This is a genomic window from Pseudomonas sp. NPDC089396 (genome assembly GCF_044749545.1).
Taxonomy (GTDB): Bacteria; Pseudomonadota; Gammaproteobacteria; order Pseudomonadales; family Pseudomonadaceae; genus Aquipseudomonas.
In genome coordinates, this window is record NZ_JBIVIC010000006.1 from 115978 (window position 1) to 131988 (window position 16011).

The 16011-nt window shown below is 63.0% G+C and carries 13 protein-coding genes; 5 read left to right on the forward strand and 8 right to left on the reverse strand.

Annotated elements, in window-relative coordinates; all coding sequences use genetic code 11:
- Nucleotides 1-7: 7 nt before the first annotated feature.
- The 8 genes from ACIPZB_RS12965 to yaaA form a co-directional block, all read right to left on the reverse strand.
- Nucleotides 8-1450, reverse strand: coding sequence for an alginate O-acetyltransferase (locus ACIPZB_RS12965; protein ID WP_400640514.1), 1443 nt, complete (start codon nt 1448-1450; stop codon nt 8-10).
- Between the two features lie 13 nt (nt 1451-1463).
- Nucleotides 1464-3023: a mannuronan 5-epimerase AlgG gene (algG, locus tag ACIPZB_RS12970; RefSeq protein WP_400640515.1), complete on the reverse strand. Its 1560-nt coding sequence runs from the start codon at nt 3021-3023 to the stop codon at nt 1464-1466.
- A gap of 19 nt (nt 3024-3042) precedes the next feature.
- Entirely contained in the window at nt 3043-4521 is a 1479-nt protein-coding gene (locus tag ACIPZB_RS12975; protein WP_400640516.1) for an alginate export family protein, read from the reverse strand.
- Nucleotides 4518-5897 (reverse strand): alginate biosynthesis TPR repeat lipoprotein AlgK, encoded by a 1380-nt coding sequence (gene algK, locus ACIPZB_RS12980; RefSeq protein WP_400640932.1) that lies wholly within the window; start codon nt 5895-5897, stop codon nt 4518-4520. Before algK ends, ACIPZB_RS12975 begins: the two co-directional genes overlap by 4 nt.
- A 165-nt stretch (nt 5898-6062) precedes the next feature.
- On the reverse strand, nt 6063-7229 hold the full coding sequence (locus tag ACIPZB_RS12985) for a PilZ domain-containing protein (protein ID WP_400640517.1): 1167 nt from the start codon (nt 7227-7229) through the stop codon (nt 6063-6065).
- A gap of 37 nt (nt 7230-7266) precedes the next feature.
- Entirely contained in the window at nt 7267-8748 is a 1482-nt protein-coding gene (locus ACIPZB_RS12990; RefSeq protein ID WP_008100021.1) for a glycosyltransferase family 2 protein, read from the reverse strand.
- A 74-nt stretch (nt 8749-8822) separates the two neighbouring features.
- On the reverse strand, nt 8823-10139 hold the full coding sequence (locus ACIPZB_RS12995; protein WP_400640518.1) for a nucleotide sugar dehydrogenase: 1317 nt from the start codon (nt 10137-10139) through the stop codon (nt 8823-8825).
- A gap of 761 nt (nt 10140-10900) precedes the next feature.
- Entirely contained in the window at nt 10901-11674 is a 774-nt protein-coding gene (yaaA, locus tag ACIPZB_RS13000) for a peroxide stress protein YaaA (protein WP_400640519.1), read from the reverse strand.
- A gap of 137 nt (nt 11675-11811) precedes the next feature.
- Here yaaA and ACIPZB_RS13005 point away from each other — a divergent pair, with 137 nt between their 5' ends.
- The 5 genes from ACIPZB_RS13005 (at nt 11812) to moaE (ending at nt 15993) form a co-directional block, all read left to right on the forward strand.
- Nucleotides 11812-12939, forward strand: coding sequence for a polysaccharide deacetylase family protein (locus tag ACIPZB_RS13005; protein ID WP_400640520.1), 1128 nt, complete (start codon nt 11812-11814; stop codon nt 12937-12939).
- A 281-nt stretch (nt 12940-13220) separates the two neighbouring features.
- A complete protein-coding gene (locus tag ACIPZB_RS13010; RefSeq protein ID WP_008100014.1) occupies nt 13221-14615 on the forward strand; it encodes a PhoH family protein in 1395 nt (464 codons plus the stop codon).
- Between the two features lie 213 nt (nt 14616-14828).
- Nucleotides 14829-15299 (forward strand): cyclic pyranopterin monophosphate synthase MoaC, encoded by a 471-nt coding sequence (gene moaC / locus ACIPZB_RS13015; protein ID WP_008100012.1) that lies wholly within the window; start codon nt 14829-14831, stop codon nt 15297-15299.
- On the forward strand, nt 15299-15544 hold the full coding sequence (locus ACIPZB_RS13020; RefSeq protein WP_400640521.1) for a MoaD/ThiS family protein: 246 nt from the start codon (nt 15299-15301) through the stop codon (nt 15542-15544). The genes moaC and ACIPZB_RS13020 overlap by 1 nt, the downstream gene beginning before the upstream one ends.
- A gap of 2 nt (nt 15545-15546) precedes the next feature.
- Nucleotides 15547-15993, forward strand: a complete 447-nt coding sequence (gene moaE, locus ACIPZB_RS13025; RefSeq protein WP_400640522.1) for a molybdopterin synthase catalytic subunit MoaE — start codon at nt 15547-15549, stop codon at nt 15991-15993.
- Nucleotides 15994-16011 lie beyond the last annotated feature (18 nt).

Here is a 16011-nt window from a genome sequence, read left to right on the forward strand (position 1 = left end):
GGTCGCCTCACTGGCCGGCCTGCGCGGTTTGCGCGGGCACGGCGAAGTTGTTGCGTTTGCAGAGCTTGGCCTCGACCTTCTGGGTGCCTTTTTCCGGACCTTGGATCTCGAAGGCCAGCAGGTTCTGGCTGGCCCAGTCCTCGTCCTCGCGCATCTGGAAGACGAAGCGGCCGTCGGTGTCGGAGGTTTCCGGTTTTTCCAGCTTGATGTCCTCGTGGCGGCCGTTGAGGTACCAGAGGGTTGCCTGCAGCACCTTCACCGAAGGGTCTTCGAACTTGACGTCCATCTGCAGGTTGCGGTTGATCAGGTCCTTGATCACGCCGCCCTTGCCGTTGACCATCAGCTCGTTCTTGCCGGGTTTGAGCGTGGCGCTGGCGCTCATCAGCGCCGGGCGTGCATCGCAGCCGTCATCGAGCAGGCCGAGGATCTGCCGCCAGATGGTTTCCTGGTCCAGGCGATACAGCGGCGAGAACTCCCAGACGAGGATCTTCGGCGGGTTGTTCTGGAACTCCTCGCTGCCCAGGTACTGGATCATCGAGCCTTCCAGGCCACCGCCGGGGAAGGCGACGTTGAGCACGTCGGCGCCGATGTACTGTTCGAGGAAGCCCGAGAAGTTGTAGTTCTTGCCGCTGTGGCTGGTGCCGACCAGGGTGATCTGGGCGTTGCCGCCGTCACCGAACAGGTCGTCGCCGCCGCCGCTCGAACCTTTCGGTTCGGTGGCGAACTGGTCCATGTACTGCACCGCGTAGCTGGTGCCGCAGAGCTGGCCGGCGACGTTGTGCAGGGTGCCGGTCTTGCCCATGCGGCCAGATTTGTGGGTTTCGAATTCCTTGCGCGGGATGCCTTCGAAGGCCGGCATCTTGTGCACGGTATCGGCCACGATCTTCGCCGCGCGTTCGGCGCCATAAGGCGTCCAGTGCTGGTCGCCACGGAAGTAGAAGTCCTTGCCCTGGTCGGCGGCGGCCAGTTGCTCGTTGGTCAGCGGCGACAGGTCGGGCACGTTGTAGCCCATGCTGGCGAAGCGCTTGAGCATGGCCTTGTAGTTGCCCAGGGCCTTCTGGTAGTCGAAGGCGGCTTTCTCGGCGGGCTCAAGCATGTTGCGGTTCACCAGGCCACGGGTCGGCTGGTAGACCACGACCAGTTCCACGCCGCGCTTCTTGAACGCGTCATGCACCTGCTGCAGGCGCTTGTAGCCGGCCGCGGTGGTGTTGAACTCGGTGCGCAGGTCTTCGCGGGTACGGAACAGCCAGTCGCCCTTGGCCTGCACCAGCGTGGTGAAGTTCTGCTGGTAGCGGGTGGTGTAGCGGCTGGCGTCATGCGCCTCGGGGCACAGCTGGCAGCAAGGCTCGGCAGTAAAGGTCGGTGCCTTCACTTCGTCGGCGCGCACGCCCTGGCTGATGGCCAGGAGGGCGGCGGACAGGCCCAGCAGTTTCATCAAGTGTGGGGTCATGGTCTGGGCTTCCTTAATCGATCATTTCGGTCTGGCGTTCGACCGGGTCGATCAGCACGGCCTTCTGCTGGCGCACCAGCAGGTCGAGGATTTCGTCCTGGCGCTCGCCGAGGATGCCGTTGAGGCTGATGCCGTTGGACTTGCGCGGGGCGAGCATGGAGACCTTGTACAACTCCACCGAAAGCGGCGAGTCGATCGACAGGGGGCCGGAACCGTTGGCCGCCAGTTCGCCGCCGACCACGATCAGCGACACCTTGGTGTCGAACGGGTCGAGGTCGATGTCGCGGTCGGTGTCGGACAGGTCCTTGATGTGCCCGTACACCCCGACCAGGCCGTTGGCCATGGCGACGTTTTCGTACAGGCGGATGTTCACGCTGTTGCGCACGCGGATGCCGTGGCGACGGTTGTTGATCAGCTTGTTGCCCCAGATCAGGTTGTCGCCGCTTTCGTACAGGGTGATGCCGTCGGTGTGGTTGCGGTAGATCTCGTTGTAGGCGATCAGGTTGTTGACGCTGTTACGGTCGATCACCACGCCCGAGAGCTTGTTGTCATAGCTCTTGTTGTTGATGATCCAGCTGTCGTTGACCTCACGCGAGACGATGATCCCGTGCTTCTTCTTGGTGCCGTAAACGGTGTTGCCGGCGATGATCAGACGGTGCGAACGGTCGTGCGGGTCGATGCCATAGACGATGTTGTCGCGGTAGGTGTTGTCCTTGACCACGAAGTCCTGAGTCTCGTAGCAATAGAAGCCGTACCACATGTCGCTGAATTCCGAGCCGATGATCCAGCCGGTGGGCTCCGCGCGGCCCATGCGCTTGGACATGTTCGGCGTGTATTGCGAGATGCTCACGCCATACGACTTGGACTTGGCGTAGCCGAAGCTGGCCATCTTGGTATTGACGATGTAGGTCTCGGTGCCGCCCCACGACAGCAGGAACGGACGGAACTCGGTGGGCGAGCGGAACGTGGCGGGGCCGTTGTCCTTCTCGCGCCAGCCCGTCACCTGGGTGTCGCTGACGAACAGCTTGCCGTCGTTGACCAGGAATGCGCCGCGGTCCTGGGAAAGGCGCAGCTGCTTGACCTTGCCGTCGATTTCCAGGATGCCCTTCTGCCCGACCACGATCGGCAGGCGTGCCAGGTAAACGCCCGGCTCGACCTCGCTGAGGTACTGCTTGGGCACCTGTTTGCTCAGTTGCACCAGGTCGACATGGCCATCATCGACGAAGATCGCCTGGGGGATGCCGTGCTGGCGCTGCACCCACTCGGCCGCCTTGTTGTCACCGCCGATGAATTCCTTGAGCGACTCTTCCTGCAGCATGCGCCGCACGCTGACCTTGCCCTTGTGGCGACGGTCGATCTTTTTCTGCACGGCCTCGGCTGTATAGCCGCTGAGGTCGGGCAGTTTCGGCGGGTCCATGTGCAGCGGCTCGGTCGGCGCGCTGGACACGGTGTAGGTCTTGGCCTGCTGCAGCTCCTTGGCGATCACCGCAGGTTCTGCGGCGACGGCCAGGCTGCTTGCCAGCAACAGGGCGCTGGCCAGGAGGCTGTGACGTAAGTGCGGGTGAAGGTTCATTGCAGGTCCTCTCCCGGCCTCAGAAGTGCCAGATCACGTCGACGAAGGCGCGGTGCATGTACGAGTCCGTTTCCTTGCCATAGGCATCGCCCGGCTTGAACACACCGGCGCGCAGGCGCACCAGTGCGGACGGCTCGTCGATGGCCTGGCTCATGGAGGCCGGCAGCAGGCCTTGCTTGAAGTACTTGGTCACGACCACGTCCATTTCCTGGCCGAGGTCTTTCTCGCCGTCGACCAGCGGGCGGCTGACGCCGTTGTCGTTGACGGCCGCGTTGATGCCGCTGGAGCCGATGTTCTGCGAGCCATCGACACGCCAGAACTTGTGGTAGATGAAGCTGGCGTCGTAGTCGTCGCGCAGCTGCCAGGAGGCGAACAGGGTGGCCGCCTGCAGGTTGCCCAGCTCGCCACGGAAGGCTTCGCCGAAGCGGTGTACGCGCGAGCGGGTACCGGTGAAGTTGGAGCGGTTGCTCTCAAGGCCGGTCTGCTCGAAGTTGTTCGAGCCGTCGTCGCCACCGCCGCCGCTGCCGCGGGCGTAGGCCGCGCCGACCTGCCATTGCGGGTCCAGGCGCAGGCGGATGCCGAGGTCGGTGGCCCAGGCGTTGACGTCGCCGCTCTGCTTGCCGGTGGCCACTTGCTGGTCGCCTACCTGCTGGCTGCTGAGGGTGTCGCGATCGCCGGTCAGCCAGGTGACGCTGCCCCAGTAGTTGACGGTGTGGTCGTTGCGCCAGTTGTAGGCGTCGCTGTTGGCCTCAAGGCCCAGCCAGGTGAGGTCGCCGGTGCGGGTCTTGTCCAGCGCGTCGATGGTCTCGCCAGGGTTCTTCAGGCTGCCGCTGTCATGGGTGTGGTGGGCACGCACGCCGACCCAGTGACCGGGTGTCCACTGCGTGGCGACGTTGCCGTACACATGCGTGCGGTCCTTGTCTTCCGGGGCCAGCTCGGTGAGGTCGGTGCGGTATTCGCTGAAGCGCTGGGCGACGCCCAGGTCGGCCTTGAGCAGGGTGGTGTCGAAGGTCCAGTTCAGTGCTTCGATGTTGGTGTCGCGCCACATGCCGTCGTCGCTGCGCAGGCGCTGGCGGCCCAGGCGCAGTTGCTCGCCGGGGTAGGCGGTGAGGCCGCTGTAGCCGACCCAGAATTCACGCATGGCCAGGTAGCTCTTGTCGGGCTTGCGGCTGTCGTCGCCGGTGTCGGTGGTGCTGCCGTCGTCGTTCTGGCGCAGGGTGTCGGTTTCGATGGTGTCGGTGGCGGCGACGGCCTGGCCCATGGCATAGGCGCTCCAGTTGCCGCGCTCGCCGTACACCCACGGGCGCAGGTCCAGGCCCAGGCCGTTGACGTCGCCACCGGGGCGGGTGCCCAGGTCACGGTCGTCTTCCGACTGGCCGGTGATTTTCACGTCCAGGCCGAAGTTCTTCTGGGCCGTCATGTCGGCCAGGGTCGGGCAGGACCACAGCAGGGCGAAGCTCAGGCCGATGCCAGCTTTCACAAAGGGATTGAGCGTCATAGCGAGTCCTCACCGTCTACTTCTTTTTCGTCGTCTTGCAGGGCTTCGAGGGCCAGGGTGCTGTTGCCACCCTGGACCGTGCTGCCGCGTGCCTGCTTCTCTTGCTCCAGCAGGCGTTGGGCCTGGCTGCGCTGGTCAGGCGTGAGCTGCTGGTCGAGCTGCTGCAGCAGTTCGGTGGATTGCGGCGTCGGGTTGACCTGGGACAGCTGGGCGAACACCCAGGCATTGCCCGGTTGCGGGCGGATGCCATGGCCTTCGCTGAACAGCTGCGCCAGGGCGTAGTCGGCGCTGTTCTGGCCGCCGCGGGCGGCGCTGAGCAGGTGGTCGACGGCCTTCTGCGGTTCGACTTCGCCCAGGTAGCCTCGGCGGTACAGCTGGCCGAGGTAGTAGTGGGCGCTGACTTCACCGGCATCGGCGGCGGCCTGCAGGTGTTGCTCGGCTTTTTCGGCATCGGCCGGCAGCGTCTTGCCTTCGTAGTACAGGCGGCCCAGCAGCAGCTCGGCGCGCGGTTGTTCGGCCGCGCGGCCCTTGTCGATGTAGGCCATCAGCTGGTCGGTGTCGCCCAGCTCGGGGAAGTCGTAGACCAGTTGCGCCAGGCTGACCCAGGAGGCCGGGTTGGCCGGGGCGACCTGTTCGAGCAGGTCCTTGGCGGATTTTTCGTCGGTCTGGCCGAGGCTGCGGTCGGCCAGCACGCGGGCGACGCTGTCGACCCGGGTGGCCGGCACCGCGCCACGGGCATAGGCGGCCTTGAGCTGGCCGAGCAGGGCAGCTTGCTGGTCGGCTTGTGCGCGCTTCTGGTACACGGTGGCCAACTCGACGTAGCAGATGTCGGTGGTGGCGAGCGCGGCCTTGCAGATCTGCTCGACTTCACCCAGGTGCTGGTCGTAGGTGCCCTGGGTGCGGTACAGCAGCACCTGGGCCAGGCCCGCTTCCGGGTTGCCGGCGGCGCGCCACTGGTCGATCTGCTGCTGGGCGTTGATGTTGGGGAAGCTCTGCGGGTAGGTCAGGTAGAGCATCGCCAGCGGGATCAGGGTGTTGCCTTCGCCCTGGCGGGCAGCGGCCTTGAGCAGCTTTTCGGCTTCTTCGCGTTCGGCCTGGCTGCTGTCGGGCTTGGCCACCAGCAGGCGGCCAAGGCGTGCCTGGGCCCGCGGCGAAGTTGCCGCCGCAGCGCGGTAGGTGGCTTCGGCTTCCTTGAGCTGCGACGGGTCGCGGGTGGCCACCTTGATGTCGGCCAGGCCCACTTGCGCTTCGCTGTAACCGAGGTCGGCCAGGGCCTTGTAGTTGCGCTCGGCCAGCGCGGTGTCGCCGCGCTTGAGGGCTTCGTTGGCCAGGCGCTGGTCGGGCAGGCCGGCACAGCCGGCCAGGGCGATTGCCATGGCCAGGCTACAGATGCCAAGGCTTACGCCGGCAATGTGGGAGCCGGCTTGCCGGCGATTGGCCGTCGCAGCCGACACATCTGCCGGGCGAGTGCTGCGCACTCGATCGCTGGCAAGCCAGCTCCTACAGGTACCGAGTTGTCTGCTAGTCATCGACTTGTCCTCTTACAGCCCACGGGCCACGGCTTTATCGATCAGCCAGTTGAGGGAGGGGCCACGGTCGCTGTTGACCGAAGCCGGGCGCCCGGCAAGTTCAGCGGGCAAGCCGCTGTCTGGCTTGATCTGAACGCGAATGTCGGACGCCAGGTTTTCGCTGTTGAGGCTGGTGCTGCTGACGATCTGGCCGGTACGCACTTCGTCTTCGCCGGCGACCTGGAAGTTGACCCGGGTACCTGGCTTGACCTCGTCGAACTGGCGGTAGCTGAAGCGCGCTTCGACCATCGGTGTGGTGGTGCGTGGCACCAGCTGGAAGATCGGCTGGCCCTTGGCGGCGTACTGGCCGTCGTCCACCAGCTGGCGGGCAACCACACAGTCGCAGGGGCTGGTGAGGGTGCCGGAAAGCTGCTTGCCGAACAGTTCCTCGACCTTGGTCGGCTCCAGCTGCGAGTCGTCCAGGTGGCCTTTGAGCATGTCCAGCATGCTGGTGCTGAAGCTGGCCAGCGGCGCGCCCTTGACCACCTGGCCACCGCTCTCGACCAGGCTGCTCACGGTGCCGTCGCGCGGCATGGTGATGGTGGTGGTCGGCACGGCGACCACACCGGCTTCGGCGTGGCTGACGAAGTACATGCCGTACAGCGACTTGGCGACGAAGCCGAAGGCGGCGACACCGACCACGAACACGCCGAGGGTCACGGTCACGGCCTTGAGCCGGCCGAAGGCGGACAGCCCGGAGCCGCCGTCCTTCTGCTTGCGCGCCTTGGTGAAGTTGTCGCGCTGCAGGGTGCTGAGCACATCGCCGATGCTGATCAGTTCACCCGACAGGTGGCTGGTGATGATATGGCGCAGGGTGGCGATGTCGCGCGGTTCGAGGTTCTGGAACTGCGCACCGGTACGACCGCTGTCGCTGATGTAGGAGCGCACCTGGAACTCGATATCCATCGACAGCCCGAGGTTGTCGACCACGAACTGCAGGCGCCCGCGCAGTACGTCGCCCACCGACAGCACCTTCTTGGTGTGGAAGCTCAGGCCACCGGCGGACAGGTCGTCGACCTTCACATCGTGGGCTTGGCGTTCATTGTCCAAAAAGCGCAGCTTGGCCGGGATGCGCACTCGGGCGTGTTGGCGCTGGGCTTCGGACTCATGCACGACATTGACGTTCACGGCGGTATTCATGGTGGTTTGTTCCTGTTAGATCCGATCCGGGTTGGGCTCACACGACCATGAACAGCACAGCAACGAAGATGCTGGCAGCCGAGAAGGTCATGGTCCGCGAGGACCAGGTGTTGAACCATTGTTGAAAGCTGGCGAGGTCGCGCTTGAGGGCAGTCGGCTGGCGGGTCCAGGACTGCTTGTCGAGACGGAAGAACACGTAGATCTTCATCAGCGCGCCGACGATCTGGTTGTAATAGAGAATCAGCGGGTAGGCGGGGCCGACGTTGTGGCCCGAGCACAGCAGCATGATGGTCAGGATCAGGCGGGTGATGCCGATCCACAGCAGGTACACCAGCAGGTACGCCATGCCGAACTTGAGGCTGGCGATCACCGCCACGGTCAGGCCCAGCAGGCTGGTCCACATCGACACGCGCTGGTCGAACAGCACGATGCTGGTGAACGCCCCCAGGCGGCCTACACCCAGGCCCAGCGCGCGGGAGTTCTGCCGCAGGTTGTTGCCGTACCAGCGGTACATCAGCTTGCGGCTGGCCTTGAGGAAGCTTTTTTCCGGCGGGTGCTCGACCGTGTTGATGGCCGCGTCCGGCACGTAGAAGGTGTCGTAGCCAAGACGCATCAGGCTGAACCAGCTGGACTTGTCGTCACCGGTGAGGAACTTGAAGCGGCCCAGGCGCCAGTGCATCAGCGAGTCGCTTTCGACGTCGGCGATGAACTCGGGGTTGGTTACTACGCTGGCGCGGAACATCGACATGCGACCGGTCATGGTCAGCACGCGCTTGCTCAGTGCCATCGAGCACATGTTGATGTGGCGCTGGGCGAAGCGCAGCTTGTGCCACTCGCTCATGATGTAGCCACCGCGCACTTCGCAGAATTCGTTGGTGGTCAGGCCGCCGACGTTGGGGAACAGCTTGAACCACGGCACGGTCTTGCGTACCACGCCTTCGCCGAGCACGGTGTCACCGTCGATCACCGCTACAACGGCGTTTTCGTCCGGGAGCATCCGCGAGATGGCGCGGAAACCGTAAGCCAGACCGTCGCGCTTGCCGGTGCCGGCGATGCGCACGATGTCCAGTTTGACGTGGGCGGGCGGGTTGTACTTGGCCCACAGGCTTTTCACCAGCAGTTCATCGGACATCTCCACCAGCGAGCAGACCACGGTGGTGGGGTAGCCGCAGTCGATCGCCTCGCGAATCACCGAGCTGTATACCTGGGCGGTGGTCAGGGCTTCGATACGGAAGCTGGTGACCATCAGGTAGACGTGCGAGGGCGCTGCGGCGTCGCCCATTTTCTGCACCTTGCGGCGCAGGTAGGGGTAGACGCCGTAGAGGAAGATCATGCCGCGAATGAAATGGGTGGCGCCCATGGAATAGCGCCAGATGCCGACTGCGCCGACCAGGAAGATGAAGTGCTTCGACTGCGAGTCGAAGATATCGGCCGGCAGGGCCAGGGCGATCAACATGAGCAGGCTCATGTAGAGCAGCCAACCGGCGCACTGCAACAGCACTGTCTGGAGCCTTTGCATGTTCAGCATCCGTGGAGAATTCTTGTGAAGAAAAGGGCGACGCAGTGGGGAGGCTGCGTCGCCCGGCCGAGGGCTTACCAGCAGATGCCTTCGGTACGGCTGGTCGGACAGGTCGGTTTGCCCATGAAGCCAACCAGGTCGATCACTTGCTTGCCGGCCGGCGCTTGCTCTGCAAGGGCGCGGAACTGCTCGTCACGGTTGCCCAGGACGATGATGTCGGCGTTGTCGATGACCTTCTGGAAGTTGGCGTTGAGCAGCGAGGACACGTGAGGGATCTTCGACTCGATGTACTCTTTGTTCGCCCCGTGAACGCGGGCGTACTCGACGTTCTCGTCGTAGATGTCCAGTTGGTAGCCCTTGCCGATCAGGCGCTCGGCCAGTTCCACCAGCGGGCTTTCACGCAGGTCGTCGGTGCCGGCCTTGAAGCTCAGGCCGAGCAGGGCGACCTTGCGCTTGTCGTGGGCTTCGATCAGCTCGAAGGCGTTCTGCACCTGGGACTCGTTGCTGAGCATCAGCGAGTCGAGCAGCGGGGCCCGCACGTCGAGGCTGGCAGCGCGGTAGGTGAGGGCGCGTACGTCCTTGGGCAGGCACGAGCCACCGAAGGCGAAGCCTGGGCGCATGTAGTACTGCGACAGGTTCAGCACTTTGTCCTGGCAGACCACGTCCATCACGTCGCGACCATCGACACCGACGGCCTTGGCGATGTTGCCGATTTCGTTGGCGAAGGTGACCTTGGTGGCGTGCCAGACGTTGCAGGTGTACTTGATCATCTCGGCCACTTCGATCGGCTTGCGGATGACCGGCGCGTCGAGTTCTTCGTACAGGCTCTGCAGCACGTCGCCGCTGGCGCTGTCCAGTTCGCCGATAACGGTCATCGGTGGGTGGTCGTAGTCCTTGATCGCGGTGCTTTCACGCAGGAACTCAGGGTTGACCGCGACGCCGAAGTCGACACCGGCCTTTTTGCCCGAGCAGTCTTCGAGAATCGGGATGACCACGTTCTTGACGGTGCCAGGCAGCACGGTGCTGCGCACCACGATGGTGTGGCGGCGGGTGGTGTCACGCAGCACGTAGCCGATTTCGCGGCACACTGCCTCGATGTATTCCAGGCCCAGGTCGCCGTTCTTCTTGCTCGGGGTACCCACGCAGATCATCGACACGTCGCTGGCGCGGATGGCCTCGGCGAAGTCGGTGGTGCCACGCAGGCGGCCGTTGGCGATGCCTTGTTGCAGCAGTGCTTCCAGGCCAGGTTCGACGATGGGCGACTTGCCCTGATTGATCAGGTCGATCTTGGTGCTGGACACGTCCACACCGATCACGTCATGGCCTCGCGCCGTCAGGCAGCCTGCACAGACTGCACCCACATAACCCAAACCAAAGATGCTGATACGCATCGCTATCACCTCATGTGTTTATCACGCCAGCTCCTGTTGAAAGAGCCGGACTGGGTTGATTAACAGCAGTTTTAAGGCGCACGGATCCATGGCGAATGCACACTTCGCCGAGCGCAGGCATGAATAAGTCCGGAGCGCACAAAGTTGTGCACTCAAAGTTGGCAGTAAAAGGCCAGTAATTAAAAGGCGTGCCCTGTAATGCAGCCGTCTTTATTGCAATGCGCTACTTGGCGCGTTGCTGTGCTTGTTTTTTCAAGTGGATAAATCCTTTGAAATCAACCACTAGGACGATTTTGTAAGGGGCGCGTCTCTCCTCCATGGACAGGGCTTTCCGGGTAATCCCTTGCGCCTGTCGAAGTGCTCGGGGTGGGCAGTGAATTACTGCCGGTAGTCATCTGTAAGTCATCTCTCACACCCAGGGGCATGAAATTCGTTACGGCACTATGAGCGATAGGCCGCAGGAGAAGTTCCAGGCGGCGTTGTGCCTGCATGAAAGATTTCTAAATATTTTTTCAGTGGCAAATACTTTCACTTTGATAGCACAGGCGGGGTTCACCCCTGTATATAAAGGGCGAGATTGAAGGGGGATGTTTTTATGCCAGCATGGAAAAAATATTTTCAAAATTCGTCAAAAAATTACGAACGGTCTTATGGCGTTTGGCGATAAAGGGAGGGTGGTGGTTTTTTGGCGTCATGAACATGACGTGGCGTCGGTTTGGTTTTCGCCCTATTGCAGGGCGAGGAGGTGCTCGTGACCGCTCCTACAGATGATCGCGCAGGAACACCAGGTGATCAGGCTTGGACTGCTCGGCACTGTAGAAGTAGCCCTGCACATCGAACTGCTTGAGCTGCTCCGGATCGCCGATGCGCTCCTGAATGACGAAACGGCTCATCATCCCGCGAGCTTTCTTGGCGTAGAAACTGATGATCTTGTACTGTCCGTTCTTCAAGTCCTTGAAGTCGACGTTGATCACCCGACCCTTGAGGGCGCTGCGTTTCACCGCGCTGAAGTATTCATTGCTGGCCAGGTTCAACAGCAGGTCATCGCCCTGGTCGGCCAGTGCCTGGTTCAACCATTCGCTGATGCGCGTGCCCCAGAAGGCGTAAAGGTCCTTGCCACGGGCGTTGGCCAGCTTGGTGCCCATCTCGAGGCGATAGGGCTGCATCAGGTCGAGCGGACGCAGCAGGCCGTACAGGCCCGAGAGCATGCGCAGATGCGCCTGGGCGTAGCTGAAGTCGGCGTCGCTGAGGGTCTCGGCATCAAGCCCGGTATACACGTCGCCCTTGAACGCCAGCAGCGCCTGCTTGGCATTGGCCGGGGTGAAATCCGGTGTCCAGCTGCCGAAGCGCGCAGCGTTCAGGCCGGCGAGCTTGTCGGACAGGTGCATCAGTTCGCTGATCTGTGCCGGCGACAGTTCGCGCAGCTGCTGGATCAGTACCTGCGAGTCATCCAGGTATTGCGGCAAGGTGAAGCGGTCGGTGACCGGCTTGGTGTCGTAGTCGAGGGTCTTGGCGGGGGAAATCACCGTCAGCATCGGGTCGGCTCCTGGAATCGTTGCCGGGGATTCTACGGACTGGGACCGGCCACGCCAAACTATGGCGACAATAGACACAGACCATCGGCAAAGCAGGCGCTATAGTGCGCGTTTTCGCTGTCACGGAGAGACCGATCGTGCGCATTGCCGGTGCCTTGCTGGCCTCGCTGTTGAGCCTGGCCGCCCAGGCCGCCCCCATTCCCCCGGCCAGCCTGGACCGCAGCCTGTGGCCCGAGCAACTGGACAGCCCGGCGCTGTTCGACGTTGCCTCGCGTGCCGAGATCCTGTCCTTCGCCCGGGTGCTGCATGAAAGCGAACTGCTCGACGACGGCACACTGGCCGCACGCCTGGGGCTGCGGCAGATCAACCTGCAGAAGATTCGTGCGGTGCGCGCGCGGATGTGGCAGCGCTTGTGGCAAAGTTATCAACAGGCCCAGCGCAGTTGCACGGAGGATGCCTCGTTCTGCTATCCCGTGCAGTCCATGGCGGAGTTGCGCACTCAAGCGGCCACGTTCGCTACAGATGTAGGCACGTTCTATACCGGATGGATCGAGCCGAGCCACCAGTTCCATGTGCGTTACCTGGATGAACAGCTGCGCAAGGCAGCCCTGTTGCCGCAGACGAGCAGCGAGGTGGAGCGCCTGTCCAGCCGTGAGCGAAGTGGCGATGAACTGAACGACCGCATGTTCCTGCTGACCTTCGTCGGCGGGCCTGGCCCCGAAGGGGGTAGCACGGATGGGCTGGCTGACTACCTGCGCAAACAGAAAATGCAGGGCACCTTCTTTATATTGGGCAACCGCTTGCAGCAGCGTCGTGATACCGGTGCGGCTGGCTCCCTTGGCCAGCTCTACCAGGGACAATGCGTGGGCATTCAGGGCTGGGAGTATCGTTCCCATGCGCAGTGGAACGGCTGGCAAGACTCGATCAAGCGCGCCCAGGCACGCGTCCAGGCCGACCTGGCGGATCAGTATGTGCCGCTGTTCCGCCCGCCCTACGGCCAGCGTCGTGCCGATGGCGAAGCCTTCATGGCCAGCCAGCAGTTGCGCGTTTCGTTATGGGACATCGATGCCCAGGACGACACGGCGCTCACCGCCGAGGCCTCGGCCCAGCGGGTGGTGACCTTGATGTTGCTGTGGCGCAAGGGCGTGATCCAGTTCCATGACACCCTGCCCAAGGCGCAAAGTGCAGTGGACTGGCTGCTGCACAATACGGCGCAGAGCGGCATTGGCTGGGAAGATTGCCGAGAATACGGCGATCAGAAGTAGTGGGTCTGAACTCTGACTGTAGTCCTGTCTGCCGCCACCGCCAAGGCCTGTTCGTCATTCGGAAAAATAAACTTCACCGGTACGTAAAAAAGCTTTTTTCGGTCATCGTTTTTGCGGTATGAAGAAAGCAGACAGCCGATTCCTGCAGCACAGGTGGCGTCATCCAGGCCCACCTTGCCAGGTTCACTTCCCGCCCGTAGCAACGCGGATACGGGAGGACCGGCAGTCACTCTGCGGCGTAACAGAAAGCGCCGTGTGGCTTCGACATAAGGTGACCGAGTATGGATGACCAAGGACGCAACCCTTCCTCCAGCAAGCCAATCCTCTATGTGCTCGATACCAACGTCCTGATTCACGACCCCAACGCATTGCTCAACTTCGAGGAGCACCACGTCGCCATACCGATGACGGTGCTGGAGGAACTCGACAAGCTCAAGACCGGGAAACAGACCATCGCCGCCGAATGTCGCCAGGCCATTCGCCTGATCGACCAGACCCTCGGTGACGCTTCGCCCAGCGATGTCGAGCAGGGCGTGCCGATCCAGCGTGGCAAGAGCGGGCCCAAGGGTTACCTGTCGATCCTGATGAGCCCGCGCAACGAACCCAGCAAGCTGCTGCCGGAAAACCTCAACGACAACATCATCATCAACACCCTGCTCGAAGTACGTAGCCGGCGCGCCGACCTGGACGTGGTGCTGGTTACCAAAGACATCAACATGCGCCTGAAGGCCCGCGCCTGCGGGATCGCGGCCGAGGACTACAGCACCGACCAGCTGGTCGATGACGTTTCCTTGCTGTCCAAGGGTTACCACTCGGTCACCGGCTCGTTCTGGGACCGGGTCAGCAAGGTCGATACCCGCCAGGAGCGCGGCCGCACCTGGCATCGGGTGCAAATGATCGACAACCTGCCGGCCGTGCACGTCAACGAGTTCATCATCGACGAGCAGGGTTTCGTCGGCTGGATCAAGGGCATCCGCAACGACGAACTGCTATTGCTCGACCTGCACCAGGAGCCGCTGCTGCACCAGGAAGCCTGGGGCCTCAAGCCACGGGACATCCATCAAAGCCTGGCGCTGTTCGCGCTGCTCGACCCGGATATCCACCTGGTCAACCTGACCGGCCCCGCCGGTTCCGGCAAGACCATCCTAGCACTGGCCGCGGCCATCGAGCAGACCATGGTCAGCAAGCGCTACCGGCGCATCATCGCCACCCGCAGCGTGCAGGGGCTGGACCAGGAGATCGGCTTCCTGCCGGGTACCGAGGCGGAGAAGATGGAGCCTTGGCTGGGCGCCATCACCGACAACCTCGAAGCCTTGCACATGGATGACGAAAGCACCCACGGCAGCGTCGAGTACATCCTCGAAAGGGTGCCGCTGCAGTTCAAGTCGCTGAACTACATTCGCGGTCGCAGCTTCCAGCAGAGCCTGATCCTGATCGACGAGTGCCAGAACCTGACCCCACACCAGATCAAAACCATCATCACCCGTGCCGGTTCTGGTTCCAAGGTGGTCTGCCTGGGCAACCTGGCGCAGATCGATACCCCTTACCTGTCCGCGACCAGCTCGGGCCTGACCTACCTGACCGAGCGCTTCAAGGACTTCCCCCATGGCGTGCACCTCACCCTGCAAGGGGTGCCACGCTCGGTCCTGGCCGAGTACGCCGAGTCGCATCTGTAACCCCATCCGCCGGGCGGTGCGCCGCCCGGCCCTATCGCCGCGGTTCGTCGCCACGACAAGCCAGCTCCCACAGGTACCCCACAGTTCTCAAGAATTGTGGGGTACCTGTGGGAGCTGGCTTGCCAGCGATAAGGCCAGTCCTGCCGACACATTCCGCTGCTCAAACCTGACCCACAGGTTTAAACTCTGAGTTCCCTTCACAGGAGCAGAGCAGTGCTGACACATCTTGATTCCCAGGGGCGCGCCAACATGGTCGACGTCACTGAAAAGGCCGTGACCGCGCGCGAGGCGATTGCCGAGGCGCGCGTGCGGATGTTGCCGCAGACCTTGCAGATGATCGTCGAGGGCGAGCATCCCAAGGGCGATGTGTTCGCCGTGGCGCGCATCGCCGGCATCCAGGCGGCGAAGAAGACCAGCGACCTGATTCCGCTGTGCCACCCGCTGATGCTGACCAGCGTCAAGGTCGAGCTGAGCGCCGAAGGCGAGGACGTGGTGCACATCGTCGCGCGCTGCAAGCTGGCCGGGCAGACGGGCGTTGAGATGGAAGCCCTGACCGCCGCCAGCGTCGCCGCGCTGACGATCTACGACATGTGCAAGGCCGTGGACAAGGGCATGGTCATCGAGCAAGTGCGCCTTTTGGAGAAGCTCGGCGGCAAGAGCGGCCACTACAAGGTGGAGGCGTGATGAAGGTCAAGGTGATGTATTTCGCCCGTTATCGGGAGCTGCTGGGCCTTGATGCCGAGCGTCTGGAAGGGGACTTCAAGGTGCTCGACGATGTGCGTCAGGCGCTGGTGGCCAAGGGCGGGCAGTACGCGGTGCTGGCCGAGCAGAACCTGATGTGTGCGCGCAACGAAGAGCTGTGCAGGCTTGATGAAGCGTTGGAAGAGTGCGATGAAGTGGCGTTCTTTCCACCGGTGACGGGAGGCTGAACATGTCGGTACGTGTGCAGGAAGGGGCGTTCGACCCCGGTGCCGAGGTCAACGCCATGCACGATGCCAATGTCGGCGTCGGCGCGGTGGTCGGCTTCGTTGGTTACGTGCGTGATTTCAATGATGGCCGGGACGTGGCGGGGATGTTCCTCGAACATTACCCAGGCATGACCGAGAAGGCCCTGGCCAAGATCGTGGTCGAGGCCGAGCAGCGCTGGCCGTTGCTCAAAGTCGAGGTGTTGCACCGTATCGGTGCGCTGGAGCCGGGCGAGCCGATCGTCTTCGTCGGCGTTGCCAGTGCCCATCGGCAGGCGGCGTTTGATGCCTGCAACTTTGTCATGGATTACCTGAAGACCCGGGCGCCGTTCTGGAAGAAGGAGAATACCCAGGAAGGGCCGCGCTGGGTGGAAGGGAAGCAGAGTGACCAGGATGCGGCGCAGCGCTGGTAGGTCAGATGGGGATGGCCG